The sequence below is a fragment of the Paenibacillus sp. BGI2013 genome (genome assembly GCF_002843485.1).
Taxonomy (GTDB): domain Bacteria; phylum Bacillota; class Bacilli; order Paenibacillales; family Paenibacillaceae; genus Paenibacillus; species Paenibacillus amylolyticus.
This window is the reverse complement of record NZ_PJFA01000013.1, coordinates 23910-50902: the sequence shown is the minus strand read 5'-3', so window position 1 is coordinate 50902 and position 26993 is coordinate 23910. Positions and strand designations below refer to the sequence as shown.

The 26993-nt window shown below is 48.6% G+C and carries 18 protein-coding genes; 3 read left to right on the top strand and 15 right to left on the bottom strand.

Features of this window, described 5'->3' with window-relative positions; translation table 11 throughout:
• Positions 1 to 52 precede the first annotated feature (52 nt).
• The 4 genes from CXK86_RS25205 to CXK86_RS25190 all read right to left on the bottom strand — a co-directional run bounded on the left by CXK86_RS25205 (position 53) and on the right by CXK86_RS25190 (position 2882).
• Entirely contained in the window at positions 53 to 1375 is a 1323-nt protein-coding gene (locus CXK86_RS25205) for an NfeD family protein (protein ID WP_051450046.1), read from the bottom strand.
• 282 nt (positions 1376 to 1657) lie between these two features.
• On the bottom strand, positions 1658 to 2101 hold the full coding sequence (locus CXK86_RS25200) for a GatB/YqeY domain-containing protein (RefSeq protein WP_017687237.1): 444 nt from the start codon (positions 2099 to 2101) through the stop codon (positions 1658 to 1660).
• Positions 2102 to 2116: 15 nt separating this feature from the next.
• On the bottom strand, positions 2117 to 2290 hold the full coding sequence (gene rpsU, locus CXK86_RS25195; RefSeq protein WP_005547957.1) for a 30S ribosomal protein S21: 174 nt from the start codon (positions 2288 to 2290) through the stop codon (positions 2117 to 2119).
• A 232-nt stretch (positions 2291 to 2522) separates the two neighbouring features.
• Positions 2523 to 2882 (bottom strand): histidine triad nucleotide-binding protein, encoded by a 360-nt coding sequence (locus tag CXK86_RS25190; RefSeq protein WP_024628477.1) that lies wholly within the window; start codon positions 2880 to 2882, stop codon positions 2523 to 2525.
• A 248-nt stretch (positions 2883 to 3130) separates the two neighbouring features.
• Here CXK86_RS25190 and CXK86_RS25185 point away from each other — a divergent pair, with 248 nt between their 5' ends.
• Together CXK86_RS25185 and CXK86_RS25180 are read left to right on the top strand one after the other, a co-directional pair.
• Complete coding sequence (locus tag CXK86_RS25185; protein ID WP_036674798.1) at positions 3131 to 4054, top strand: PLP-dependent cysteine synthase family protein; 924 nt, start codon at positions 3131 to 3133, stop codon at positions 4052 to 4054.
• A gap of 1 nt (position 4055) precedes the next feature.
• Positions 4056 to 5189, top strand: a complete 1134-nt coding sequence (locus CXK86_RS25180; RefSeq protein ID WP_076250698.1) for a bifunctional cystathionine gamma-lyase/homocysteine desulfhydrase — start codon at positions 4056 to 4058, stop codon at positions 5187 to 5189.
• A gap of 765 nt (positions 5190 to 5954) precedes the next feature.
• Here CXK86_RS25180 and CXK86_RS25175 read toward each other — a convergent pair.
• The 6 genes from CXK86_RS25175 to CXK86_RS25150 form a co-directional block, all read right to left on the bottom strand.
• Entirely contained in the window at positions 5955 to 6299 is a 345-nt protein-coding gene (locus CXK86_RS25175) for a hypothetical protein (RefSeq protein ID WP_036674796.1), read from the bottom strand.
• A 427-nt stretch (positions 6300 to 6726) separates the two neighbouring features.
• Positions 6727 to 10146 carry an AAA family ATPase gene (locus tag CXK86_RS25170; RefSeq protein WP_076250696.1) on the bottom strand — a complete coding sequence of 1140 codons (3420 nt, stop codon included), beginning with the start codon at positions 10144 to 10146 and terminating at the stop codon, positions 6727 to 6729.
• The gene (locus tag CXK86_RS25165) at positions 10143 to 11327 is read right to left on the bottom strand and encodes an exonuclease SbcCD subunit D (RefSeq protein ID WP_036672068.1); all 1185 of its coding nucleotides are present in this window, start codon (positions 11325 to 11327) and stop codon (positions 10143 to 10145) included. The genes CXK86_RS25170 and CXK86_RS25165 overlap by 4 nt, the downstream gene beginning before the upstream one ends.
• 53 nt (positions 11328 to 11380) lie before the next feature.
• Positions 11381 to 15808 (bottom strand): helicase-exonuclease AddAB subunit AddA, encoded by a 4428-nt coding sequence (gene addA, locus CXK86_RS25160; protein WP_076250693.1) that lies wholly within the window; start codon positions 15806 to 15808, stop codon positions 11381 to 11383.
• The gene (gene addB / locus CXK86_RS25155; RefSeq protein ID WP_076250691.1) at positions 15805 to 19308 is read right to left on the bottom strand and encodes a helicase-exonuclease AddAB subunit AddB; all 3504 of its coding nucleotides are present in this window, start codon (positions 19306 to 19308) and stop codon (positions 15805 to 15807) included. Before addB ends, addA begins: the two co-directional genes overlap by 4 nt.
• A 199-nt stretch (positions 19309 to 19507) precedes the next feature.
• Positions 19508 to 20884 carry a class I SAM-dependent rRNA methyltransferase gene (locus CXK86_RS25150; RefSeq protein ID WP_076250690.1) on the bottom strand — a complete coding sequence of 459 codons (1377 nt, stop codon included), beginning with the start codon at positions 20882 to 20884 and terminating at the stop codon, positions 19508 to 19510.
• A gap of 563 nt (positions 20885 to 21447) precedes the next feature.
• Here CXK86_RS25150 and CXK86_RS25145 point away from each other — a divergent pair.
• Positions 21448 to 22449 (top strand): Na/Pi cotransporter family protein, encoded by a 1002-nt coding sequence (locus tag CXK86_RS25145; RefSeq protein WP_076250688.1) that lies wholly within the window; start codon positions 21448 to 21450, stop codon positions 22447 to 22449.
• Between the two features lie 57 nt (positions 22450 to 22506).
• On the opposite strand, the gene CXK86_RS25140 is transcribed toward CXK86_RS25145, so the two are convergent.
• From CXK86_RS25140 to prmA, 5 genes are all read right to left on the bottom strand, one after another.
• Positions 22507 to 22941, bottom strand: a complete 435-nt coding sequence (locus CXK86_RS25140) for an NUDIX hydrolase (RefSeq protein ID WP_036615070.1) — start codon at positions 22939 to 22941, stop codon at positions 22507 to 22509.
• 114 nt (positions 22942 to 23055) lie between these two features.
• Positions 23056 to 24402 (bottom strand): tRNA (N(6)-L-threonylcarbamoyladenosine(37)-C(2))-methylthiotransferase MtaB, encoded by a 1347-nt coding sequence (mtaB, locus tag CXK86_RS25135; protein ID WP_076250686.1) that lies wholly within the window; start codon positions 24400 to 24402, stop codon positions 23056 to 23058.
• A gap of 2 nt (positions 24403 to 24404) precedes the next feature.
• Positions 24405 to 25169: an RsmE family RNA methyltransferase gene (locus CXK86_RS25130; RefSeq protein WP_076250685.1), complete on the bottom strand. Its 765-nt coding sequence runs from the start codon at positions 25167 to 25169 to the stop codon at positions 24405 to 24407.
• 138 nt (positions 25170 to 25307) lie between these two features.
• Positions 25308 to 25988, bottom strand: a complete 681-nt coding sequence (locus CXK86_RS25125; RefSeq protein WP_076250683.1) for a site-2 protease family protein — start codon at positions 25986 to 25988, stop codon at positions 25308 to 25310.
• 3 nt (positions 25989 to 25991) lie between these two features.
• Positions 25992 to 26957, bottom strand: coding sequence for a 50S ribosomal protein L11 methyltransferase (gene prmA, locus CXK86_RS25120; protein ID WP_076250681.1), 966 nt, complete (start codon positions 26955 to 26957; stop codon positions 25992 to 25994).
• Between the last annotated feature and the right edge of the window lie 36 nt (positions 26958 to 26993).

Sequence of the window (26993 nt, the reverse complement as noted above, 5' to 3'; positions counted from 1 at the left end):
ATGTGGTTATGTACATTGCCGAAGCGTTAATCCGCTTCGACAACAGAGCGAGTTACACCGGCAAAGCTTGCTGAACCACAATCCGGGTACCTTCCGCTTTAATCACAATAATCGGAGTATCGATGGGAATAAAATCTCCGTCGGTCACAACGTCAATTCGTTCCCCTTCAAACATCGCTGTTCCAGAAGGACGAAGTGGTGTCAGACTGATTCCTTGCAGACCAACCAGCTCTTTACGTTCTGTGGCTGATGAATAACCCCGATCCGCAGACATGCTATCACTCAGTATGAAGCGATTCCATATCCCTCGATCCTTAAAGATAATTGAGATGATCGCAATGACTACCAGTGCTGCTCCAAAAGCGATACCTAGAGATACAAATGCATCACTCGTATCATAAGCAGCCCTTACAACACCGGCCACAAGCGCAATTGATCCCAAAATCCCCAGAATACCAAAGCTCGGAATAAACATCTCCAGAATCATCATGATGAGTCCAACGGTAAATAGCACCCATGTCTCTGCTCCGGCAAATCCCGCAATGTAATTACCCGAGAAATACAACACGAAACACACGATACCTACAATACCAGGAACTCCAAAACCAGGAACAATCAATTCAATGATCACACCCGCGATTCCGAGGAACAATAACACAGTCATCACAACCGGATTGGTAAGAAAAGAGGAGATATTCTCCGCTGTTGTTCGTTCTACCTTAAATACGTCATCCTGACTGTAACCGAGCCAAGCTGCCGCTTCTTCCGGTGTGTTGCTGATGTGGTCGGCATAACCAACTTTCAGCGCTTCTTCAGCCGAGAGAGCAATAATTTCACCTTTTTGCTTGGTTTTATTGATCTCTGGCATTTCAACAACGATGTTAACATCCGTCATTCCAGCTGCAATCTTGCCATCACGACCACTGATTTCAGCCGCTCCCTGCATTTTGCTTTTCCAAAATGCAACAAGCTTTGGATCATCAACATGTTTACCCGTACTGTCGACCATTGCTGCCGCACCAATCATACTGCCTGGTGACATTACGATCTTATCTGCATTCAGAGCCAGAAAACTCCCTGCTGAAGCAGCATCTCCACGAACAAATGCAACAGTCTCAATCGGACTGTCCTTAATTAGGGTACCCAATGCTTCTGCAGTGTCGACACGGCCTCCCGGCGTATTGATATCAAGAACGATCAGGCCAGCATTCATCTCTTCTGCTTGCTTGAACCCGCGTTCCATGAACTTGCCAAGTCCCTGCTCGATTGGTTTATCAACCGGAATAATATATACGGCACCACTCTTCTCAGCTGCATGCGCTGACGGTGATCCAATCCAGACAGGAAGCAACAGCGTCAGCAGCATTAAGAGCATCAATGGCCCCGTAAGCTTCTTCCGGCGCTTTCCCTTCACAATAGTCCCCCCTTTTCCATTAATGTTATACTGTCCAGCTTATGGTATTTATTACGTGCAATGCAACATTTCGTTTCAAAATCTTAAAATTATATTTGAAAACTCAATCAATTGCAAGAATAAAAATCCATAATAATATATATTAACCATTAAAAAGAAATTTCGTCATCCCAAGGACATCATGCCTTCTGATAAATGGAAAAAACACCTCCTGACAAGTCAGAAGGTGTTTATTGATTTGCTTTATTGCAGAAATTGTTGAACTGCTTGATTTACCAGTTTGCCGTCCGCTTTGCCTTTAACTTTCGGCATAAGGGCCGCCATGACTTTCCCCATCTCGGCTTTCGAAGAAGCACCGGTTTCCTGGATGGTCTGCTGTACAATAACTTTAATTTCTTCTTCGGTAAGCTGTGTGGGAAGGTACTGGATGAGTACTTCAATTTCCGCTTTTGCATTTGCCGCGAGATCTTCACGGCCCGCTTTGTCAAATTCTTGGAGGGCATCTTTGCGCTGTTTGATTTCACGACTCAGGATATCAAGCACTTCGTTGTCATCCAAATCTCTTTTCAAATCTATTTCAAGATTCTTGATCGTCGAACGAATCAACCGAATGTTGGAGAGTCTGAACTTGTCCTTACTCTTCATCGCTTGCTTCATATCTTCGTTCAATCGTTCGCTAAGATTCATGTAATTAAAATCCTCCTAAAACTTTCTCTTACGAGCAGCCTCGGACTTTTTCTTGCGCTTTACGCTTGGCTTCTCATAATGCTTACGTTTCTTCACCTCAGCCAATACGCCATCTTTAGCGATGGAGCGTTTAAAACGACGAAGTGCAGCATCAATAGTCTCGTTTTTGCGAACTTTAGTTTCAGACACCAGTTTTCCCTCCCTCCGACCAGACCGTCCAAGAGCAATAACACGGTTCATCATCTTACATTATAGGCGAAAGATAATAAAGGTGTCAACCTCAATGTAATGATCACTTATTTGAATCCATTTTATAACTCAAAGGTATTATGAAATGGATTCATTATATAAGCATTTGGTCACACATTCATGGATTTAATGCATATGACTAAATCCTCAATAGTAGTACCCATCAGCTCGTTTATTTGTGAGAATCGGACAGACTTGTTAACACGCCAAGTCTGGTACCACCCAACAAGTGGTAATGCAGATGATGAACGGTTTGTTCTCCATCCTTACCACAATTGTTGATTAATCGATATCCTGTTTCCTCCACGCCAAGACGCTTCGCCGCTTCTTGAGCAGCCAGATGAATCTCGCCGATCAATGGCAGATCTTCTGCAGTAACTTCATTCATGGAAGCAATATGTTTCTTCGGAATGACAAGAACATGTGTCGGTGCAGCGGGCTGGATGTCATGAAAAACGATAACATGGTCATTCTCCAGTACTTTATTGGAGGGAATGCTGCCCTCTACAATTTTGCAAAATAAGCAATCCATAGTTCATACCCTCCTTTGTATTCCAGTGTATGTATTCCCCTCTATCATACTAAAAGTAAAAACCCACGTCCAATCTTTAGACACACAACCAGGTATTCTAGGTCAACTCTCCATCTATCATCGAGCCGAACACTATACAACATTGGATTGTATACCAAGCTCTTTTATCGAAATATGGTTTTATCACGCACTTTTCCTAATTAAACAAATATGTATGGTTAATGACACACAAAAGGAGATTGGTTAATTTGACCGTTTATCAACATGTGCAGGAACTTATAGGTAATACACCTCTGCTTGAATTAACTCGTTATCCATTACCGGAAGGAATCCGCCTGTTCGCCAAACTGGAATTCATGAATCCCGGAGGAAGTGTGAAAGACCGGATCGGCAAGTTTTTATTGGAGAAGGCCTTGGCAAGAGGAGATGTTAAGCCAGGTGGAACAGTGATTGAAGCTACCGCTGGCAACACAGGAATTGGTCTTGCAATGGCGGCTGTAGGCCTGAATTTAAAGGTCATTTTCACGGTACCTCAGAAGTTCAGCTTTGAGAAGCAGCAGTTGATGAAAGCCCTCGGTGCTACGGTCGTCAACACACCCACATCCGAAGGAATCACTGGTGCCATACGCAAGGCGGAATCGCTGGCGAAAGAAATACCGGGTTCGTATATTCCAGGTCAGTTCTCCAATGCGGATAACCCACTCGCACATTATGAACATCTGGGCCCTGAGATTTGGCGTGATCTGAACGGGCAGGTGGATGTATATATCGCCGGAGCCGGGTCTGGCGGAACTTTCATGGGAGTATCTCGCTATTTGAAGGAGCAAAAACCGTTAATTAAAACATGTATCGTAGAACCCGAAGGTTCGATACTCGCAGGAGGTCCATCGGGACCACATCGTACAGAAGGAATAGGGGTCGAAACGTTATCTTCTTTTATGGATGTGAGTTACTTTGATGCCATTCATACGATCTCAGATGAAGATGCCTTTGAGCGGGTAAAGGATCTGGCCTTGTTGGAAGGCTTACTGGTAGGAAGTTCCTCAGGTGCAGCTATGCAAGCCGCATTAAACGAAGCTGTTCACGCAGCTCCCGGAAGTAACATCGTCGTTATTTTCCCGGATAGCAGCGAACGGTATTTAAGCCAAAATATCTATAATGGAGGACAATGAAATGAGACCAAAAACCAAGCTGATTCATGCAGGTATTGTTGGTGATACACACACTGGAGCAGTGAGTGTACCGATCTATCAAGTAAGCACGTATGAGCAAGAATCGGTTGGCGTACACAAAGGATACGAGTATTCACGAACAGGCAACCCTACCCGTCATGCGTTGGAAGAAGTCATTAAAGAACTGGAGGATGGCGTTCGAGGTTTTGCTTTTAGTTCGGGCATGGCTGCAATTCACGCTGTACTATCTCTGTTGAAAACTGGAGATCACGTCATTCTGACGGATGACGTATACGGCGGGACTTACCGCATTTTCACCAAGGTGCTGAATCGTCTGGGGATCGAGTCTACCTTTGTAGATACCACCTCACTACAAGCACTGGAGCAGGCTTTGCAATCCAATACAAAGGCCATTTATGTAGAAACACCTACCAATCCGTTACTCAAGGTCACCGATATTACTGCTGTAGCGAAATGGTCAAAACAACATGAATTGTTATTCATTGTGGACAACACGTTTAGTACGCCTTATTGGCAGACCCCGCTGGCTCTGGGAGCGGATATTGTATTGCATTCTGCAACGAAATACATCGGCGGTCATAGCGATGTCGTGGCAGGACTTGCGGTTGTCAACAGCGAGCAACTTGGTGAAGATCTGCATTTTATTCAAAATGCAATTGGCGCAGTCCTGGGCCCTATGGATTCCTGGCTATTAATGCGAGGTCTTAAAACATTGGGATTACGGATGGAAGCGCAAGAACGCAATACAGAGCAGCTTGTGACATTTTTGAATCAACATCCAGCAGTAAGCAAAGTTTATTATCCCGGGTTGCCCGACCATTCACAGCATAAGCTTGCTTCCACGCAAGCGAGAGGTTATGGCGGTATGGTTTCCTTTGATGTAGGCAGTGCTGAAAAAGTAGATGACGTGTTAAGCAAAGTCCGTTATTTCACATTGGCTGAAAGTCTGGGCGCGGTGGAAAGTTTAATTTCTGTCCCTGCCCGAATGACACATGCTTCCATTCCCTATGAACGTCGGCAAGAATTGGGGATCACGGATGGTTTGATTCGTATCTCCGTTGGGATCGAGGATGTTGAGGATTTACTTGAGGATATGAAATCTGCATTAAGTTGAGGGCATATTTTGAAGTCCATGCTGGCTGAAACTTGCGAATGGGTAGTTGACCATTTTCTAAGGAACACAGGACGTCTTATTTGGCGTTCAGACCCACATTTGAAATTATAAGGGACATCAGGCACGTTATTTCTCGAAATAACTCAAAGAAATGCTGATTGCGGCTCTTTATTCGGTTATAACGTGTATCAGATTCCTTAAAATTCTGAGGGCGCTTCAAAGCCTTGAATAAGATGCCTGAGATTCGTCAGTACTCACACATCATGCTTTGCTCCTCCAACCGCGGGTAAGAGAACAGCATCGATTCCACACGAATCGAAGCTTTTTATCGGAATAGAGAATTAAAGCTATGCGGTGTCTTGATCATTTGCTCGCACATAGAAACGTTCTCGCATATTCAGGATGCAGTACACCAATTGCTGCTGCGTACACGTTCAGGTCAGGTTCTGCTTTCAGCAAGTTTGAATACACATTCTGTGCTACCCGTTTTTATTCGCTCTTACACTAATTAGGTTCAAAAAAAGGTCATACCTTACAGAAGTTCGCTTCTGCACAGGCATGACCTTTTTGGATATTCGGTATGTTGCCAGTTGTATTGCAATGACTATCGCGATACATCAGGCTGAGACTACATATGTGATAAGACCTCTCTATTTCATGCTGTACGGTACCATGAATGAAACATCCATCCTCAGCTTGTTATTTTCAAGATTTTCATAAGAAGCATGAGAATGAATCACGTTAGTTATGACTGTTTTTTCAATTTTAATAGTACGGTAAAAGGGTTAACGCTGTAAGCGCAAATAACGGGAGCACCAGTCGGTTAAAACGTCTACGGCCATAACCATAATACGGATAAGGCGTAGGGTAGCCGTAACCTGGATAAAATCCGCGAGTATGACCTATTGGATAGTTCGCTCCCGGCATTGCATTTGGAGCCCAGTTCGCATGATTCACCATGGCTTCCGGTCCAACGGGAACAGCCAGATAGATCATTTCGTCATCCACATTTTCCATAATGCCATCGTAGTGCATACCGTCATTCATCTGTACACATACATAACGGTGCATGTGTTCCTTACATATTTTCTTTGCTTCCACTTTTTCCACTTGCCAACGCCTCCCTGATTCTGCTCTTGATCACCTTTTCATGGTATTCAGAACTGGGCGAATTGACACTACTGACGAAAAAACACAAAAAAAGAAGCACCCCGTGAGCGGCTTCCTTGGAAGTCTGCTGCGCGGACATCTATTCAGGAAACGTCCTGATCAGATGTCCACCGGGGTACTTAAATAAAGTTTGTCGGCTTAACTGTAGTATAACAGCGGGATGAACCTGTATCTGTGATGTAACTCACTCCGCTAAGTTATCAAAGCAAGAAAAGAAATATTTTCACAAAAATAATATTACGTAATCGTGCGTGTTTAATAGGCACCATTCGTAATCAAAAGCGGACTTTTTGAACAACCTCTAATATTCATTTTGCTTGGACTATTAGAGGCACTTCTATGATCTATATTGCTTACACATTGCCCTCTACAGAGTCTCCAAGACCACACGTGAGCCGTTTCCGGCCTCACCTGCTGGAATCACCACAAGTTTGCGCGGCAAGCGTGCACGCAGTTCAGGCACGTGACTGATTACACCAACAGCCAATCGGTCGTCATGCAATTTTTCCAGAGACGTAATGACGGTATCCAACAGCTCAGGGTCAAGTGTACCAAACCCTTCATCCAGGAAGAAGAATTGAAGTGGGTACTGACCTCGCAGCTGAATCTGGGCCGACAGTGCCAAGGCCAGTGACAACGAAGTCAGAAACGTCTCGCCACCTGATAACGTTGATACCGGTCGTTTGACACCCCCGTTGGCATCATCACAAATTACAAAACCACCACCGGAATCCACCTCCAGTGAATAACGTTGTTTGGTCAGGAAACGCAGACGCTGAGATGCCGCATGACTAACCTGCATCAGTTGTTCTTCGGCAATATACTCGACAAAAGCATTGCCTCTGAACGCGGATTGCAGTTTGCTGAGCAGTTCGCCTTGGCGGCTTACCTCCACCCGCTTGTTCTCCAGTTCGGTCCAGCGAACATGTCGCTGCTCTACATCCTCCAGATCACGTTCTGCGCGTGCTTTGGCACGAAGCGCAGCTTCATCCTCAATCCGAACCTGCTGCAAACGTTCGGTGCAGGCTAACCACTGTTCCTCTGATACGACAGCACCATCCAGCTTTTGTTCCAATTCACGCAACTGGGATGCCAGTTCACGCTCACGTTCACGGTGCTGCTGGATCTCCCCTGCCAGTCGCTCTGCTTCCTGTGAAGGAATTGCCGCGGATACAACAGCATCATCCGAGTCAAACGGAGATTGTTCCAGCAATTGCTTCCACCGTTCCTGTGCCTGTTGCAGGTGTTCTGTGGCCGAGGCGGCTGCCTGTTGAGCCATAACGTCTTTTTTAGCTGATTCCTGCTTCAGCGTGTCCGCTTCTTTGAAGCGTTGTACCGAGTCCGAAGCTGTTTTCCGCAGTCCATCCAGACGAGCCTGAGCCGCAGTAATCAGATCTTCTACCCGTTGCTCCCCAACCCACTGGCGCAAGCGTTCTTCCTTCTCGGCCAGCTGTTTGCTATTGCCCTGCCACTCCGTTTGCCACTGAATCAGTTGTTTGTCCAATTCCACCAGCTTCTGCTGGAGAGATTGAATGATTTGGTCTTTTTCCTCAAGGAACGTCACGCTTTTGTTCAGACGTTCCTTGATGTCTTCGGCGCGCGCATCGCGCTCCTGCATCGCCTGATAGAGGGCCTTGGCCTCCTCCTGAGCGATGCCCGGTAGTTCCGCGGCCCAGCGGCTCTGCAAAGTAGCCGCTGCGGCCTCGCTCTCGGCCAGCTTGCGCTCCGCCTGAGTGAGCCCGGCACGGCCGGCCTCTTGCGCAGCTGCCGCTTCCATGCGGCGCTGCTGCGCGCCCACAGCCGCCTGCTGCAACGCGGCGGCTTCGGCCTGGAGCGGCGCTGCTGCGGTAGCCAGCGCCTGCGCGGCTTCGCGCAGCGCAGCGGCACGCGATGCCCAGCCTGCCGGGGAGCGCCCGTGTTCGGGCGACCCGGCGGGCTCGGGCTCCGCTGCCGCAGGCGCGGCCTCGGCTGCGGCCGGAGCTTCGCCGGCCGCAGCGCCAAGCTGCGTCAGCAGGCTGCGACGTTCGTGCAGCTGCTGGCGCAGCCCAAAGCGCAGCTCCTGCAGCTCCGCGTGCAGGCTGCGCAGCAGTTCCAGGTCCGCGTCGCCTGCGTGCGGACCTTCTCCCGGCGGCGCAGCCGGGAGCGGGTGATGCGGCGAGCCGCACACCGGGCATGGCTCGCCGTCGTGCAGTTCGGCGCGCAAAGCGGAGGACAGCCGGTGTAGCTCCTGCTCGCGCATCGTGCCACGCAGCCGTTCCTCCGCAAGGGCCAGCAGGCTTTGTTCGCGGCTAATATCCTGCTCACAGGCAAGCAAGGCCTCAAGACCTGCTGACGCCTGTTCTACCAGATGCTGACGCTGATCACTCAGGCGTTTTTCTTCCTCAGCCGCCGCCTTCAGCTTGTCGGCTCCCTGTTCTGCCGATTGCTTATAGGCTTGCATGTCAGCCTTATTTTGCTGCAACTGCTCCGCGGCAGTATCCACACGATGTTTCAGTTCTAGCGCAGCTTGAAGTTGCCTGCGTTCCTCTGACTTCACTTCATTTGGCTTGAGGCTCTCCTGTAGTTCCTCTCGCCGTTTGCGTCCGCGCTGTTGCAGTTCCTTTTCTTTCTCAAGCTGCTGTCCCAGCGTAGTTTGTTCGCTCTGCCCCTGTTCCAGCAACTGCGCGAGGCGCGAGCAATCGGCTTGAAGTCCGTCCCGTTCACGTTGCAGCTCTTTCGCTTGTTCGAGTTGCTCCAGGCGCAGCAGAAGTTTCGGTTCTTCCTCAGTCATTTGCTTGCGTGCCGTCTCAGCCTTCTCCGCTTCCTGAACAGCCAGACGCTCATGTTCCAGTGCTTGCTGATGAGCTGTCTCGGCAGTATCCTGCCGCTGCTTCTGTGTAGTCATGGCATCTCGAACCGTCTGCAATGCAGGCAGTATTGCATCTGCCGCAACGGATTGTTTCAGCCGTTGTTCGCCTACCTCTATCTGTGGTTCCAGTGCTTTCAGCTTCTGCTGTTCATCCGTCCGGGCCTGCCGTTCGTTACTTAACTCACGAATTTTGCCCAGTTGTTCAGCTTCCTTCACAGCTTCATCCAGCGCTTTGCGGGACAATTCAGACTGCTGAACAGCGTTTTGAAGAAGACGTTTCGTTTCTTCCAGCGTCTCCTTGCTGGCATTCCCAAGTCCCTGTTGCTCCGCAGCAAGAGATTGGTGAACCATATCATTATCCTTAACCCGCCGACTTAATTTGATGGCCAGCTGATCCCCATACTTCTCCAGATGGAACAATCGTTGCAGCATCTGACGACGTTCACTGCCTTTGAGTGACAAAAACTCGGCAAACTTCCCTTGCGGAAGCACCACTGCCCGTGTAAAATCATCCATCTTCAAACCGATCACATCTTCAACGCAGCGATTCACATCTGCCAATTTGTCGGCAAGTACCTGTTCTTCGCCATTAACCGTCTCTATGAATTTGCTGATTGTGTTACTCACCGAAACTTCATTATTTCGTTTGAAACGTCGCTCTACCCGGAACCTTCGAGTGCCTTCCGCCGACATCAGTTCAAATGTAAAAGCAACCGACAACGAATCCTCTGCATGATTCATAATGCCTTGCGTCCCGTTCACCGCGCGTTCCACTTTTCCGTACATGGCGAGTGTGATGGCATCGAGCAAAGAAGATTTACCACTACCCGTTGGACCGAAAATACCGAATAGTCCCGTCTCCGTCAGCACGGTAAAATCAATCTCCTGCATCTCCCGATAACTTTGCAGTCCGGCAACTTTTAATAAAATCGGCTTCATCTTTCCTCGACCTCCTCACGCGCACCCGGCTCGTCTTCATCCACAAGTTCCAGGAAAAGCTGTACCAGGCTGTCTTCCGGTTGTGCACCACCGGTCTGACGCTGATAAAATTTACGGAACAGTTCATGCACAGGTAGCTCGGATCGTTGCTCCAAAAGTCCTGCTGCAGCCATCTCGGGATACACCGGGCGAATATGGATGATACCTTCATGTGATTTTCGCAGCTGCTGAATCTCCTTCAGGGACATCGCTTCGTCCAGCCACACTTCCATGTCGATAAAAGCCTGTGGATCACGCCCCTCATCCAGCCAGCGATATACTTCTGCCAGACCACCACGGGCCTGCCAACGTACAAGCGGACGCCCGGACGTTAACAAAACTTCTTCTACCTGTGCTGCTCCACCCGGCGCCAGATCAACCATCGTGACAGACTTGCTCTGCCCTGCTTCCGAGAAGCTGTAGGCGAGAGGAGAACCGCTATATCGAATCACACCGTCTCCTTTGACAGCCTGTGCACGATGGAGATGCCCAAGCGCCGTGTATTGCGCACCAGTCGCTAAAGATGATGGATCCACCGTGTAGGCCCCACCGATTTGAATCGGACGTTCCGAATCACTCTCAAGTCCGCCGAGCACATAGATATGGCTCATGGCCAAGTTCACTGTATCCGGGCGAAAAGAAGCTGCCAGACGCTGCATTAACATGCCCACCCGGTGACTGTATGCCTGACGAAGCACATTTTCGTCCCCATCTGTTGTCAGCAATTCATTCAATCTGGCTTCAGAAGGATAAGGTAATGCGGCAATCTGTGCAATTTCTCCGGTTCGCTTTGCATGGATGGTTACCGCTTCTGAAGTAGGCATCCCTACGAGTGTAATGCCCTGTCTGTTCACAAGTGGAGTTACAGAAGCTACACGTTCTGGCTGATCATGATTTCCAGCAATCACCACGAGGGGTCTTCCATGCTCCGTCAGACGCGCTGCCGCTTCATAAAAAAGTTGTTCCGCCGCTGCGGGAGGATTCACCGAATCATACACATCTCCGGCCATCAATATGGCATCCGCCTGTTGCTCATCAGCGACCCTGACGAGTTCATCAACGAAATCTTCCTGTTCACGCAGTCGGCTTCGTCCTTCCAGCGTTTTTCCCAAATGCCAGTCCCCTGTATGCAAAATACGCATCGTCCGTTCCACCCCTCTCCCATGTGATATCCATGGTTTTAAATTCCGATCTTTTACAATTTCACTGCATGTCCACCATCAAAAAAGTACAGCCATTTCCGGTCAACTTTCCGACCCAATATATCTTCAATGGCCCGTCCATACAGATCTAGCTGGAAGCGATAATTTTTGGTGAGTTCATCCAAACCACCACGATGCTCCAATACCCGATCCGTCTTGTAATCAAGCAAGACAAGCTCGCCGTCCACCTCATACAGACAATCGATAATCCCCTGTACAAGCACGGTTTCATTTTCAATCGTTGCCTGCATTTTGCTATCTTCATTTATTATCTGCATATCTGAGTTCGCCGCCCGTTCATGTAGCCATTCCACAGGGGACTGATGTGCCGGAAGTCCATACACAAACGGAATCTCCCGTTTCACCCACGCTGCACGCAATAATTCTTTCCCTGGTTCTGTATTGAAAAATCCGGCCAGTTCTTCAGGTTCGATAGCCGCAGCATGATGGGGCAGCAAAATCTGAAGCTTAATCAATCGCTCAATTGTCTGTTCAATAAGTTGTGAATCAACAGATGATCCATCTATAGGAAGATGCTGCATCAACGTATGATACACGTTCCCCCGTTCTGCCCCTGTCAACTGCGTTGCCTCCATGAATTTGGGACGACGCAGGTGCAGTTTGAAAGACGTACCTGCAGATCCCGCATCCGGAAGGTTCACCGTACCGTTTGAATCTGTCCGTGATCCAGTCTCACGCTCGTTAGATTCATCGGATACGCCACGTAGTACATGGCCTGCTTCATCTTTGGTGTAATTGATTTCTGGGTTGTTGTGAGCCAATAATTTCTCGGACTGTTCTCCCAGTTCCTCCATCACCTCTACGGACTGGATATCCTGCATCGCAAGTAACGTTTTCAACTCCGTGACAGATGTACTGGCTGCTACTTGAGTTGCTGCTTCATAGGGGTACGTCCATGAAAGTCGTTGATCAACCTCGTTGATCAGCCGTGTCTCCTCTTGTTGAAGAGCTACTATGTCTGCACCTTCATCTCCAATGTTTTGGTTAGCCGTATCTTGTGCACTCTTCGTCAGCTCTTCTACAGTTGAAGATGTAACCAACTTCACGGGTTGGACGGCTTTTAGTGCAGCAATTCGTTCTTTCCGTACCTCATTTATCCCGTCTTCTTCTCCGAGTGTCAGATCTACCATATGGTCACGGGATACCTGATCTGCGGAAATAATAGAGATCGCCCATCGTGATTGATCATCTGCAAGACAAGCTGAGAACGAATCATTGCTTCCAGCAAGTTCACGCAGCACAGCCGCATCTGGATGTCTCATCAGGGATGGTCCAATCCAGTCCAGGTAACTCCGTCCAGCAGCAAGCAGATAGTCTGGCAATGCCAATTCAGGGCTATCCTTGACCTGAGACCACGCGAGCGCTTTTTTCGCGGCATCTTTTACAGTACCCAGCAGAATCATTTTCTCTTTGGGACGGGTCAACGCAACATACAGCACACGCATCTCTTCAGCAAGCAGTTCAAATTGCGCACGACGACGAATCGCCAGATTGGCTAATGTAGGATAGGCAACCCGATTCTCACGATCCACAAACCTCGGGCCAAATCCCAATTCCTTATGCATTAGAAACGGTGCGTTCAAGTCTTGCTGATTAAACATCTTGGATATGCCACCGACAAAGACAATTGGAAACTCCAAACCCTTACTCCGGTGAATCGTCATGATACGTACGGCGTTGTCCTGCTCACCAGAACTACTTGCTACAGTCCCGAGGTCTCCCCCGTTTTCCCGCAGTCTGGAAACATAGGTCAGGAAACGGAACAAGCCGCGATTCGCAGTTGATTCCTCATATTGTCGTGCGCGGTCGTACAATGCCTTAAGATTACTTTGACGTTGCAGCCCTCCTGGAAGACCACCAACCCAGTCCAAATAACCGGTTTCCCGATACATACGCCAGATCAGTTCACTTAGACTGCCTTGCCTTGCCTCAAGTCTCCACTGCTCCAATTGACGCATAAAACGAATTAACTTTTGCTGTAATTCCGAGCCTGAGATCTCCGTTATGCCCAAATCCTCACTTGCATGTCCCGCAACACCAGCATCTTGCATTCCATCTGTATGCAATGTATGCACATCGGATTCATAGACATCATCCAGGATCTCTGCCTCGACTGAAGCTGCTGTCTCCCGCTGTCCCTGTTCCATCTCTGCCCAGGCTTCCGGCCACTGCAACTGGACCATATTGGAATCAGGATGATTATCCTGCCGGGATTGTTGTACAGCATTAGTGGAGGAATCGCTCCAATCTCCCGCAGCCGATATAACCGCATCATAGAATGACTGTCTTTTGTCACCAAGCCGAATCTGTGCCAGTTCCTCTTCATCCAGTCCAACAATCGGGGAACGAAGCACGGAAGCAAGCGGAATATCCTGCCTTGGATTATCAACAAGCTGAAGCAGAGACATCATGATTTCCACTTCTGTAGCCTGAAAATAGCCCTTGCTCTGTTCTCCTCCAGCAGGAATTCCCTGCTGTCTGAACTCCTCAATCATGAGCGGAGCCCACATCAAGGTTGAACGCAGCAAGATGACCATGTCACCGTAACGTGCCGGGCGCATCGTTTGCAGAGCTTTGTCATATACATGAAGGGCAGGTTTGTCCGTGTCTCCAACCATCTCCCGAATACGCCTTGCGATTGCCCTCGCTTCCAACTGGGCTGTTTCAAGTTCGGCACTCTCCAGTTCTGCGGAGACCGATGCATCCCCATTCTCATCCGTACTCTCTGTCAGATCAGGACCACCACCCTGACGATCGATCAGCATGAGTTCAGGTGTATACGCCTCATCACCAAGTGTTTCTGACGGGAAGGTAGCCCCATATGCCAGTTGAGCTCGTTCATCGTAAGCAATCTCTGCCACACCTTCGTTCATGAGTTGCCGGAATATCATATTGACCGAATGCACGACTTCTGCTCGACTACGAAAATTCCGCGCAAGATCAATACGTTGACCTGTACGATGCAGACGTTCTTCCACCATTCCGTCCTCATTTGTGCTCGCTCCATACTGGCGATACTTGTTCATAAACAGACCTGGCTCAGCCAACCGGAAACGGTAGATACTCTGTTTGACATCACCGACCATGAATCGGTTACCCGGGTTTTCTCTGGAGATCAGTTTCACGATATCTTCCTGAACCGTATTGGTATCCTGATATTCATCAAGCAACACTTCATCGAATCGCGAACGGTACTCCATAGCCGCATCGGAAGGCATCGACAGTTCAGGCGTTGAATCCTCATGTCGCAAAATGTGAAGACAGTAATGCTCCAGATCACTGAAGTCAACTTGCCCACGTTCCTGTTTGGCCTGTCGATAACGTTCTCCAAATGTACTAACCAACCTCGACAACTCCTGCATGAGTGGTGCCGCTTGCTCCAACTCCTGCCAGAACGCAAACGCACTTCTCCCGAACAATGAACCTTTCAGGTCGGTAACTGCCTTTTTCGCGGCCTCACGGAGTTCCTTCACCTGATCCTGTAAAGCCGGGTCTGTTTGATCCTTTTTGCAAGGTTTCAGTTTGCCAAATGCAGCGGGTTGAAACACTTCAGGCAACCTCTCCCATGGCATAATCTCAACCGCAGACAACAGTTCTTCTACCATCACCAGGTCTTCTTTTAACGTATCTGCATAAGGTGCCGGACCTTCATGCTGCATGGAAATATGAATGCCTTGACGGAGCAATCCTGCTGCACCACTTAAAGCAAGAGCCGCATCACGCAAAATACTCTGAACCCATGCTGAATGTCCAAGTGCCTCTACACTTTCCACCTGAAAAGCAGACGCCATCTCTGAGAGCCAATGATCCGGCCAGGAATGACTGCGGGAGAAATCATACAAACGTTGCACCAGTCGATGCATCGCATCATCGTTTCGTTCTCCACTGAACCAGTCTACTAATTCGCGGAATGTACTCCCTTCATCTTCTTCGCCATACTTTTCCTCAAATAGTTCTTCAAGCAGTTCCTGCCGCATGATTTCCGCTTCATTTTCATTCAGGATACGGAAAGCCGGGTTCAACGGAATTTGCTGATAATAACGGCGAATGACTTCCATACAGAATGAATGCAGCGTTGTAATAGATGCCCGTCCAAGCAACGACAGCTGCTTACGCAGATGCTCTTCTCCAGGCTGTTCTTCCAGCGCACGTTCCAACGCTTCCCGAATCCGTTGTTTCATCTCGGCGGCGGCCGCTTTGGTAAACGTAGCTACAAGTAAACGATCCACACTGTATCCTTGGGAGGGATCTGCGATCTTGCGAATAATTCGTTCAACCAGCACGGCTGTCTTGCCTGATCCCGCCGCTGCGGCAACCAGTATGTCTTCTCCGCTTTCCGAGATGGCACTCCACTGGTCATCACTCCAGAAGCTACCCTCCGGTTTTGGCATATTCGTCATGATGTTTCCCCTCCCTTGGTGTGAGATAACATATCCCAGATTTGCTGTTTGCCCGGTTTGGACAACAGGTTATACTCATTTCCTTCTATATTCTCATCAAACTGACAAACAGGCTTATACGGACAGAACGTGCACGCCACTTCCTGCTGAATACGATAAGGCTCAATGGCCACATCCCCATCCGTAATTCGGGTACCAATCTCACGGATATTACTGCGAACCGAAGCAAGCAGCGTATCCCATTGCTCTGGCGTAGCTACAGCGGCGCTACTATAAAAGCTTCCGTCCGCCTTAAGAGCAACTGGAATAATAGCTGAATATCCCTTATCCAGGGTGTTGTCCATTTGAGCGATTGCGTCCCGATCAGCCAGAAGCAAACCTTTCATTTTGAACCGTTTCAGTAGTTCTTGTCCTGCCTGCTCTGATGTCATGCCGTTTGCAGATTGCAACAGCGGGTTATGCACATGGAAATACAACGTTCCTCCCGGCATCGCCGTTTCCCCAAGCCATTCTTCGGCAGCACTAAGCAGCACCTCCAGATAGGTGAGCATTTGCAATGACAGACCATAGTACACTTCATGTAACTTGAGGTCCGTCTGGCTTGATTTATAGTCAATGACACGCAGGAGCAGACCATTCTCTCCTTCTGCGACATCTACACGGTCAATTCGACCCACGATCTCCATCACACAGCCGTTCTCCAGTTCAAAACGTAGTGGCGGCAGTGTTTTATCGGGTCCAAAATCAAGCTCCAATCCAATCGGTTCAAAACTTCCACGTCTGGACTGTTCACCAAGAATAACCGATGCCCGGCTAACAATGTCCTTCAATTTGCGGAAAATATAACCGTATCGCTTGGTGCTTAGCAAAATCTCCCCTTGCAGCTGTGGTGCAATCTGCTCCACAGTTTGCTCGGCTTCCTGACGACATTGGTCTGGAGTCAAACTGCCCCAACTACGATTTTCTTCGCGCAATCGCATAGCCAACTGGCTTAGTGCAGCATGAAACAGCTGTCCGATATCAGGAGCCTGAAGGCGGTACAATTGCCGTTCTTTGAGACGCAGCCCATGCGAAGCAAAATGGGAGAACGGACAAGCGACGAACCGCTCCATTCGCGAGACACTCGTCCTCACCTCTGTACCATACAGTCTGCGACTGGTAGCTGTACGTAGTGGTAATGCCCGATTACGATAAAAGATTGATCCCATCAACCGTTCCAGCTGAGGTCTGCTTGTCTCTCGAGATACATGCCAATTGTAGACCGCCCACCACATTTCAGGGATGTCTTCTCCGCGGCGCCATTTGCGCAATTGTCCAATAAGCGTTGACAGACTCTGACCCGGATGGGTGACATAGGACCAATGCGCTTCTTCCGAGTTCGCAACCGGTGGTTGAGCGAGCAATGGCTGTTCTTGTAGACCAAACATCTTCCGTACATGGCGGACAATCTCGGAAGGAAGCAGTGCTTTCCCCTCATCATCAGCAACCGGGTAACTCAGCCACAACTGGCTGCTTGCGGCTGTAAGTGCCGTATAGATCAGAAAACGTTCATCCAGCATCTGCCTTGTTGCACCTGGTCCAAGCGCCACACCTCTTTCCGTCAGTAACGCTCTCTCCAGTTCCGTTAATACGCCATCATCCTGAGGTACGGCGGGCAATTCACCATCAACGGCGCCAAGGATAAATACGTATTTGATGTCCTGAAGGCGTGTACGGTCCATAGAACCAACTAATACCTGATCAAGTGCTGGTGGTACCAGGCCCAGCTTCAGTTCCGTCAATCCGGTCTCAATCATCCCGGCAAACAGCGTGATATCCAGCCGTTCATTCCCCATCATATCGACCATCTGATCCAATAAATCTAGCACAGCTCCCCACATCTGCCGATGTTCTCTCGACCGTTCGGGGTCACCTTGTGCCTTAGCTTCAGCAGACATGTTCTCCAGCTTCCATGCGATCTCAGCATCTTCCAGCAGTCTGTATAGTGCCTCGCACTGGGCTTTGGCTGTCTTTGCCTTTTTCATTCGTTTCTCAAAAGCACCCAAGGAATCTGTAATGACCGTTCGACAGCTCTCCATTAAAGAAAGCATCTGGTCCCGTCCTCGACTACTGCCATCCTGACCGTTATCTTCCAGTGATAAGCTAGGTACATACTTCCACGGTTTGCCGTCAGTCCAGCGATACCCGTGAATACCACAAGCCAGTACATAATTCTCAAGCTGGTCCATATCTTCACGAGTGATGGAACCATCACGCGGAAGTAGCAGATCCGTTTTGACACAGCGAAATACATCCTCGTAACGCCAATGTCGACGAACAATGTCGAGTGCAGAACGGATAAACTCGGATAATGGATGATGAAGTTCATTTCTTCTGCGGTCCAGAAAGACGGGTACGTCATAATCCCTGAATAGAGGTTCAGCTATATCAGCGTAGGTATCCAACTGACGAACAAGTACCGCCATATCCCGATAACGCGCACCTTCGTTTTGTGCCAGGCGCCGCATCTCACGCAGTGCTCCCTCCATCTCAGCTCGTCGGTTCTCCGCTGCAACCAGTCGAATTCCGGAATCAAGGCCTTCACTTTTCCAACGAATTCGCCGGTCGAAACCAGCCTCCAGATGAGCAAGTCCCGGGCGATCCTTGTATCTCGGTGGAATCTCCGAATCTAGCACGGTTATATCGCTCGTTACACCCAGTTCGTCAGCCATTCCTTTCAGGCGCGCATAGGCACTTGCCGTGGGATAAAATAGTTCCAGTTCTCCAGGCAGTGCGCCGTGATCATAAGGACGATCCAATGTCAGTGCAATCGTCACGGAAGAGGACTGCAACATCAGCCGACCAATCACACTCATCTCCTGTGGTGTGAATCCCTGAAAACCATCAATCCAGATCTGGGCATCCTGCAGCAATGCACTTTCCGACAAACGATCTGTCAGCTCGGTCAACGTGTCTTCATCATCAATATATAAATTGGTCAGTTCCTGTTCATAGTCACGATATATCAGATTCAAGTCATGCAACTTGTCCTCCAGAATTGGCGAAGTGGATGAGGTATTCCCTCCAGACAGCCCGTCTTCCAGCAATGATGGATCAACTTCATAACGTTTAAATTCACTATATAAGTCATTTAATTCGCCTATAAAACCCAGCTGGCTGCCGGATGCACCAAACAGCTTTAATTCTTCCTTACGGCGCTGGATGACCTTGTAGAGCAGCATCTTTTTGCCTTCGGCTCCGATCGGAATACGAGCAGAACCACCTGCTTCTTGCATTACACGATAGGCTAGACGGCGAAAGCCGAGCACTTCTGCACGCATGGTACCTTTAATTGCTCCAGAAGACACCAATGCCTGCTCTGTTCGAAAAGAATTCTGTTCGGGAACGAGTAAAATCAAAGGTGTGCCTTGCGGCTCCTTTTGAAGCAGGGATGTAATTTCCCGGGTAATCAGCAAGCTTTTTCCGCTGCCTGCCCGGCCAATAACAAAACGAACGGACATGTCTAATCCTCCAAACCACACGTACAAGATTTTAATTCCCAGTATAACATATCTGACTTGGTTCGGAACATACGTTTGCCACTATCCGGTAAAACCGGAGATCCTCTCCGTTAACACAGCAAAACAGCAAAAAGCCCGCAGCTATCACACTGTGGACTTTTGACTTGATCTATACTTGATTGGAACGAAAATCATACGATTAATTCTTTTTACTGCGCACTTCGAAAATAGCAAATTTCAGGTAATGTCCTTCATCCACACCCAAAATTTGTGGGTGATCCTTACCGGCTGCCTTCCAGTCGATCAAACGAAGCACTTTGCCTGCATCTTCTGCTGCATCAGCAATCGTATCTAGAAATAAGTCTGGACGCATGTGATACGAACAGCTGGCTGTTACCAAATATCCACCCTCATTGACCAGTTTCATTCCTTGCAGATTGATATCTTTATAACCGCGACATGCACCTTTAACTGCTGATTTCGTTTTGGCAAATGCAGGAGGATCAAGGATGACCACATCAAATGTTTTACCGCCAGCTGCCAGCGCTTTGGATGTATCCACTTTCTGTTCGGCTGCACGTGCACGTGCGGTACGTTCATCCAGTCCCTTCACTTGTTCACGCAAGTACTGGAATGCATCAGCAACTACGAATTCAACCCGGTCAGTGAAACCGTTCAGCTCCACATTTGTTCGTGCACTCTCAATGGCATGCTCCGAAATATCAAGACAAGTCACTTTTTTAGCTCCATATTTGCAAGCATTCAACGTAAAGCTGCCCGTGTGTGAGAAACACTCCAGTACAGTGGCACCATCCCAATATGGGAATGTAACTACTTTACCACTTTTATTCACAGGCAAGAGCTGCTCTGTGCCATCCTGCTCGGTCGTTTGTAGTGTGATTCCACTCTTGTAGCCCCAACCCTTCATAAGCGGTTCAATGGCTGCACGATTCTCGCGTTGGTCGAAGAAGTAACCTGTCTTCTGCCCTTCCACGATATCCACTTTAATGAGTAGTCCATTCTCTGTAACCGTGACATGTCTTGGGCAATCTCCGTACAGTGGACCTTTGGTCTGCTCCAAACCTTCCAGTTCACGAATCGAGACATCACTGCGCTCGTATATACCTTCCGGCTGCATTACTTCAATGAGTGCCTGTACGATGGCTTCACGGCAACGATCCATGCCAAGTGTAAGCAACTGTACAACGAGAATGCTGCCGAATCGGTCAACGATTAATCCTGGCAGAAAATCAGCTTCGCCGTAAACGAGACGGTATGCCTCTCCATCCTGGATAAAACGTTCCCGGTGACGCAAGCAATCGCGGAAACGCGCTGCAAAAAACGCGGTGTCCATCTGTTCGGACTCCAGAGGTTGATACGCTACAACCCTTACAGTGATCTGAGATGCAGGATTGTAATAACCTGTCGCCAGATAGCGACCTTGATGATTCAATACATTGACCAGATCTCCCGGTTCCGGGTTTCCGTCAACAGAGGCAATTTCATTGTTAAATATCCATGGATGTGCATGTTCAAGCCGCTTTTTGCGACTGCGTTCGAGTGTAACTGATGGCAAGGTAGATCCACTTCTTTCATAGTTAGTTAAAAAGATAGGTTTGGTGCGGCGCGTAGGTGGCGTTTCGGTTACGAATCGATCTTCCGATCGCTGTTGTCTCCAGATTTTTTTGATTCCCTTTTTTAAAGGGAAAATCCGGAGGCAAAGGCGCACGCTTCGCTTCTTCAGATTCGATTTCGTCCCCTCCACTACGTTTGCACGAATCACCGTATCTTTTGAATTGGGGTGGCACAATTAGGTGGCGCTACGGCGACGAATTGTTCCTCTGATCGCTGTTATCCCCGGATTTTCCCTTTTCTCAAAGGGAAAATCCGGGGATAAAGGCGCACGCTTCGCTTCTTCGGTAACAATTTCGTCTTCTTCGCTACGTTTGCACGAATCACCGTATCTTTCGAATTGGGGTGCAGCAGTTAAGTGACGTTCCGGTTACGAATCACCGTATCTTCCGAATTGGGGTGGGGTAATTTAGGTCGCTTCCCTCTGAATTCCTTTAGGCTTGTCATGGTTGTCTTTTCTTACTCATAGGATGAGTTAAGGAACCGGATGGAAGGAATGATATTTCTATGTTTAGAGATGTTATATTGCCCTTACTCTATGGGCTTATTATCTTTTTTGGTGGCATGAAGCTGATGGAAACGGCCTTGCAGCGCATGGCAGGGCCCATGTTGGCAGATTGGCTCAATCGTGCCACCTCTGCTCCATGGAAAGGCATGGCCTTCAGTGCAGGTGCAACGGCCCTGTTACAGAGCAGTACTGCGGTCACCGTACTCACCATTGGACTGGCTAATGCCAGATTAATTACCTATGGACGAACACTTGGCATCATCCTCGGCACCAACATCGGGACATGCCTGACGACGGAGCTGGTGGGACTGCAGATCGGACGTGCTTCCCTACCGCTACTCGTCCTGTCGCTAACGGGCTGGGCCATGTTTGTTGTTCTTGGTGAACGCAATCTGGCCGCTCCTGAACGCACGCGTCAGACTCTGTTTAACATCCAGTACAGTTTCCTCGCAGCTGCGGGATTTGCACTTGTTATGACAGGCATTCAGGTGATGCAATCCATTGCCTTACCCTTGCGGAGCATGGGCGTATTTCAATGGTTTCTCGACCGCTCGGCCGACAGCTTGTGGTGGGGCTTCCTGGCAGGTGCCTGTCTGACAGCGCTCATTCACAGCAGCGCAGCTGTCATTAGCATGGCGATTACGCTGGCAGCCACAGGGGTATTGCCTGTGGAGATCGGCATCGCCATTGTGATCGGGTCCAATGTGGGGACCTGCATCACCGCTGTGATTGCTGCCGCGGGCGGAGCATCCGCAGGCAAATTTGTCGCAGCCTCCCATGTTGTATTAAACATTGCGGGAGCGTTGCTGTTTATGCCGCTGATCGGCCAGCTGCATGCAGCTTCGGCCTGGCTGTCAGCGGACAACGGGGCACAGATTGCGCATGCCCAGACCCTTTTTAACATCACCAGTTCACTGCTTGCTTTGCCATTTTGTTACTTGCCAATCTGGCACAAAAAACCACCGGTCCACGCCCCCGCGGCGAAGTCACCCGTGGCTTGATGATCTGTCTATCCAGACCCACAGAGCTCGCGGCTAACTGACTCGAACAATAGTGCGTTATACGTTAATGCCTAACTTGTTCAGGGCTACACGCAAGATATCATCGTTATTATCATATCCGCTCTGCTGCTGTAAGGACCATGCTTCTTCCGGAGCATACCAATCCACACCCTTGATTTCTTCAATCTGAGGCTGTAGATCACCACTCTCGGCTTCAACGAGATAATAATGAACTTCCTTGTCCACCGGGCCAAAGTCTGCATGTTGGTACGTGTAAGCAATGATATCAACCGGCTCTACAATGCGGCCCACCATACCTGTCTCTTCCAAAATCTCGCGCAGTGCCGTCTGTTCAATTGTTTCTCCATCTTCCATTTTGCCCTTGGCGAGAGTTGTTTTACCATAACGATCTACGATAAGCTGAATTTGAAGACGTCCGTCTTCCCCTGTTCTATAAACAACTCCGCCTGCTGAAATTTCTTTTTTGTTCATCGTGCTCTCCCCCATCAACTTCGATATCTTTATCTTATTTTTTTGCAAAAGAAGGACCTCATCTCCCCGGGTAAGCTCCCCAAGGAAATGAAATCCTTGTTTCTGACGCCTCGATTACATCGCGGCGGACTTAAGATTCTCTTCCAAAACACGTACCAGCGTAGCCTGACTCTCGTTGACGCCGGCTTCAACCACTTTGACTCGGCACACTTTACCGACCATATCCATCGTTCCATCAAAGACCAGTTGAATGTAGTTGTCGCTATAACCGTGCAGCTTGCCACTTCCCTCGCGGCCTTTTGCTTCACCTTCGGGAATAACATCCAGTACCTGTCCGACAAACTGCTCAGCGTACTCCAGCTGCATCTGCTCAGACAAGTCAATCAGTTCATGCACACGTGCATTTTTGACTTCTTCGTCCACCTGATCTTCCATTCGTGCTGCTGGTGTACCCGTACGCTTGGAATAAGGGAATACATGCATTTCGGAAAAACCGATCTTCCGCATCAACTCATAGCCATTACGGTACATCTCATCCGTCTCACCTGGAAATCCAACAATGATGTCTGTTGTAATCGCTACATCCGGCATTGCTTCCCGAATGCGAAGCATCTTGTTGTAAAACTCTTCTGTCGTATATTTGCGGCGCATGCGTTTCAACACCGCATCATCACCCGCTTGCAGCGGAATATGGAAGTGACGAACGAGTTTATCCGAACGTTTGATCACGTCGAGCATGCGGTCATCGATCTGACTGGCTTCAATCGAGCTGATTCGAATACGCTCCAAACCCTCTACCTTATCCAAATCCCACAGTAGATCCGTCAGATCATAGTTCTCCATGTCATCGCCATACCCACCTGTATGAATACCAGTCAGAACAATCTCCTTGTATCCGGCGTGTACAAGTTGATGCGCCTGTTGAATAATGCTGTTCGCCTCACGGCTGCGTGAGAGACCACGAGACCACGGAATAATGCAGAATGTACAGAAGTTATTGCAACCATCTTGAATTTTTAGGAAAGCTCGGGTACGATCAGCAAAATCAGGTACATCCATTTCTTCAAACACACGGGTTTTCATAATATTACGCACCGCATTAACCGGTTGACGGGACTCCTGAATTTCATTAACATATGGCAAAATCTTGTCACGGTCCTGTGTACCGATAACCAGATCCACCCCTGGGATGTCCAGAATCTCTGCCGGAGAAGTCTGCGCGTAGCAGCCTGTAACGGCCACAATCGCCTCCGGGTTGCGCCGAATGGCACGACGAATAATTTGACGGCTCTTTTTGTCGCCGGTATTGGTTACTGTACAAGTATTAATCAAGTATACATCCGCTGTCTGTTCATCAAAGTCCACTTGATCGTAACCTTCGTTTTTGAACAATTGCCAAATCGCCTCTGTATCATAGAAATTAACTTTGCAGCCTAAGGTGTAAAACGCCACGGATGGCATAATTACATTCCTCCCATTTCTCCGGATTCATATAGCACGCAAGTTAGTGCTGCCATTCCAGCTGTCTCAGCACGCAAAATGCGTTTGCCCAGTCCAACAGATACAGCACCTGCCTGATCAGCCTCTGCCGTCTCCTTCTCAGAAAATCCACCTTCCGGTCCAACCACGATCAATACTTCTGCACTTGCACCAGGTGCAAGTTGCTCTACAAACGGCTTCAGTGCATCTCTCAGCTGTTTACCGTTTTCTTTCTCATAACAATAACATACCAGGCTATAGCCCTCAAAAGAAGATAACAGCCCTTTCCAGGAAAGCGGCTGCTCAACGGATGGAATACGATTCCGGTGACTCTGTTCGGCAGCTTCCTTGGCAATTTTCCGCCACCGCTCCAACCGTTTGCCTTCTTTCTTGGCATCATATTGCACAATCGTACGCTCTGATAGGAAGGGTACAAATGATACCGCCCCAATCTCAGTACATCTCTGGATGACTGTTTCCATCTTGTCACCCTTGGGTAAACTCTGTGCCACGGTTACACGAATCCGTGCTTCATGGTCCATCTCGATAGGTTCCACAATATTGGCTGTCACTTGGCCAACTTCAATACTCTCAATTTCCACGAGTGCTTCTCTGGAGTTTCCGTCACTGACAATCAGTTTATCTCCAGGTTTACCACGCATGACCTTGCCAATATGGCGTGCATCATCACCTGTGATGATCACAGCGTGTTCATTAAACTGTTCTGCAGATACAAAATATCGCTGCATAAGTCAATCCACCCATTCTGTCCTGTTATGACTGGAATTCACCCCGCCTGATGGTAGGCGTGAATCCAATCGCCACAGATGATCATACAACTTTTACGTGTTTCTGACCAGTATATCCGTCCAAAACACGATACGCTTTTAGCGATATAATTCAATAATCACCTTTGCCAGATCCACATACATCGTTTGCGCAGACTCATACAAAGGTTGAATCGTCACATTTTGCAACGGAGGTATAACAAGAATCAATAGGAAGATAAAAATAGACCATTGCTCCACCCCTTGCAGCTTGCGGCTGATTGAAGGTGGCAGTAGATCCTCTAGGATCCGATAACCATCCAGTGGTGGCAACGGAATCAAGTTAAACAGGAACAGGAAAAAGTTGGTTAAGTTAAAGATAGCGAAAAACGTCGTGATTGCTGTGAGCAGACGCTCATTATCAATCCCACCGAGTGCTCCCGAACCAACCAGTGAAGCATAGATGATTGTACCGATGATCGCGAGCAAAAGATTGCTCAGAGGCCCTGCTGCAGATACGATGATGCCCATCAATCTAGGTTTGTCGAAGTTAGCCCGATTAACGGGAACTGGACGTGCCCAACCAAAACCGGCAATAATGAGTAGCAGCACACCTAACAAGTCAAAGTGTACAACCGGATTCAGCGTGACCCGACCCAACAGCTTCGCTGTTGGATCACCAAATTTGTTAGCAAAATACGCATGCGAGAATTCATGCACCGTAAATGCGATCAGAATGGTCAGCAGGAAAAACGGAAGCTGATCGATCGGATAACGAAAGAACGAATTCCAAAAGTCCATACGTTACCCCTTTCTGGCTACAAACGCCAGCCAATCCTCATCACGGTGGATCGCACTCACTTCAAACCCCGAGGCTACAAGTGCATCATGCACAACCTGCTCTTTGTTCTTCCAAATGCCGGATACAATATAGGTGCCACCAGACTCAAGCGCATTATAGACATCGTCTACGAACAACAAAATGATCTCAGCCAGAATGTTCGCCACGACAACCTTAACCGGCAGTTGTACACCAAGTGCAGGGTCCTGACTCCCAAGGACGGACAACAGATCACTCTCTTTAACCGTAATTTGTTGCTCCAGCCCATTCAGTTCCACATTCTCCCTGGCACTAATTACGGCAACTGGATCAAGATCGAGCGCCAGTACATGTTTTGCCCCAAGTTTTATCGCTCCAATAGCCAAAATACCAGAGCCTGTACCTACGTCAATAACTTCCTCGCCGCCCTGAATAACCGTTTCCAGTGTGCGCAAGCAGAGTGAGGTCGTTGGGTGGGTTCCTGTACCAAAAGCCATGCCTGGATCAAGCTCAATAATTTTCTCATCCGGACTTTCAGGCGTATACTCTTCCCAAGTTGGCTTGATCGTCAAACGTTCCGATACACGTACCGGCTTGAAATATTGTTTCCAGGCTGTTGCCCAGTCATCTTCATCCACTGTACGCGTCTCATAACGAACCTCACCTGTATCAATTCCGAATTCGGAGAGTTCCTCAACTCTCGGATTAACTTCTGACTGTAATGCAACCATATCCGTACCTTCGGAGAAGTACCCTTTGATGACTGCAAAGCCTTCCGGAATATCATTCAAAGGAACGTCGTATAACTCACCATATGTCGTGTCCCGTTTTTTATTTAAAGTACCGGACTCTTCAATCGAAACCCCTCCAGCACCCGCTTCATGTAAAAAATTCGAAATCATCTCCACAGCTTCTTCTGTGGTATGTATTGTTAGTTCATGCCATAACATACTTGGTTTTTCCTCCTCATTTTTCAAACATCCCAA